This is a genomic window from Oligoflexus sp. (assembly GCF_035638955.1).
Classification (GTDB): domain Bacteria; phylum Bdellovibrionota_B; class Oligoflexia; order Oligoflexales; family Oligoflexaceae; genus Oligoflexus.
In genome coordinates this window covers 1-1,699 of the sequence record NZ_DASQYZ010000163.1, presented here as the reverse complement: position 1 = coordinate 1,699, position 1,699 = coordinate 1, and the positions used below count along the sequence as shown (strand labels likewise).

General features: G+C 47.3%; 2 protein-coding genes. One reads left to right on the top strand and one right to left on the bottom strand.

Features of this window, described 5'->3' with window-relative positions; genetic code table 11:
• Window positions 1-319: DUF1772 domain-containing protein (locus tag VE954_RS15545; RefSeq protein WP_324954330.1), on the top strand; the 319-nt coding region annotated here is incomplete at its 5' end.
• 377 nt (window positions 320-696) lie between these two features.
• On the opposite strand, the gene VE954_RS15540 is transcribed toward VE954_RS15545, so the two are convergent.
• Window positions 697-1,545, bottom strand: a complete 849-nt coding sequence (locus VE954_RS15540) for an IS5 family transposase (RefSeq protein WP_349263824.1) — start codon at window positions 1,543-1,545, stop codon at window positions 697-699.
• Between the last annotated feature and the right edge of the window lie 154 nt (window positions 1,546-1,699).

The following is a 1,699-nucleotide window of genomic DNA, read 5'->3' as shown; positions in this document are numbered from 1 at the left end:
CGTCACTGAATGGGTTCCAAGCTACAGACGTGGTCTTATCATGCAATCCTCATTAGCAATCGTAACTGGGATACTGGGAGGGATCGCATATTATCAATCTTCAAATGTACTTTGGATGCTCGGTTCGGCCATTATGGTTCTAAATTGGCCCTTCACTCTGATCGTCATGATGCCTATAAATAAAAGAATTGAAGCAACAAAGCCTTCCGATGCGGATATTGACGCCGTCACTGCTATTCGGAAATGGGGCTACCTTCACGCCGTGCGAACAGGGTTAGGTGCGACCGCAACAAGCCTGTTTATTTTGGCGTTTCAATGACACAGGTTTTCAATTCGGGTCGCGGTTGCAAAAAGCAGTGATTTGTCCGACAAGGTTAAACCCAAGTTTCTGAGTTGAAAGATCGTATCCAAACTTTTGCAGATCATATCCAGGGCGAGCTCTCGTAATTCCCCAACCAGGAGTGCCCTGGGCAGACATATTCATACAGCTTTGGTCTCGCAATTCGAACTCTGAAACGCCTTGTGTCTTTTTAAAGAACGGGCACCAGCTATGAGGTGAGAGAGACAGCTCTTCGGTCGGGTGCACGCAGTGGGTAAGTCTCACGCCAGAGTCCGGATACCGCTCAGACCTGTCCCTGTAAGGGGTTGATCCCGATTCGCTCAGGAACTAGAGGGTGTTGAAAAGGCTTCTGCACCCTATGCAGCAAGCCTTTTAACCATATTATTTGCCATCGCGATATAGATCATGCTTTCGCTGTTTCTCTCGAGAAACTCGTAGTCTTTCGACAAGCGCCTGTATTTTCCAAACCATCCAAAAGTGCGTTCGACAACCCATCGTCTTGGCTGAACCTTGAAAGATTTTTCGAACAGTTTCAGCTTTTCTTCTGGAAGCGGTTGGTCTTTCGGCCACCAAATTGCTGTTGGACGACGATGAGCAACCTGTTGCAACTGAATACCGAATTCTTCCTGCACTTGCTTAGTGAGATTCTCCGATCGATAGCCTTGATCCGTCCATATCAATTCAAGTCTCGAGGTCTTTTCGCAGGCTTTCTCAATGACCCCTGTAGCGCCTGCCCGATCCTGTATTGCCGCGCTATGAACCTCCAATGCAAGGAGGAGCCCCATTGAATCCACGATTATGTGTCTCTTCCGTCCGCTTACTTTCTTCGCCCCATCATAACCATGTGTGCCGCCCTTGTCGGTGGTTTTTACGCTTTGGGAATCGATGATGCCTGCACTTGGCTCAGACGATCTTCCCTCTTTAAGGCGAACTTTCCGTCTCATAGCATCGCAAATTTTTTCCCAGGTTCCATCCTTCGACCACTCATTGAAATAATGATATACATCCTGCCAATCGGGGAAGTCATGTGGAAGTAATCTCCATGCACAGCCAGCACGTGCAACATATAGGATGGCATTCACGATTTCCCGGCGTTCATATTTGAAGGGTTTTCCACCAGGCTTGAGCTTCGGCACAAATGGCTCAATCAATTTCCAATGCTTATCTGAAACATCGGTGGGGTAAGGCTTACGAGATAAATCCATCATACACCTCCAACAGGATCTGTTGCAAAAAAAATGTAGTATGAGGCTCCATGATAGGCCATATTTGCTAATCACCTTATCCACGGAGCGGATATGGCCATCAGTTTCAAAGGCAAACATTTCCCCAAATCTATTGTGCTGACCTGCATACGCT

Bases quoted from the DNA above. Each gene is read 5' to 3' on its own strand.
- VE954_RS15540 (WP_349263824.1), bottom strand. From the start codon at position 1,545: ATGGATTTATCTCGTAAGCCTTACCCCACCGATGTTTCAGATAAGCAT.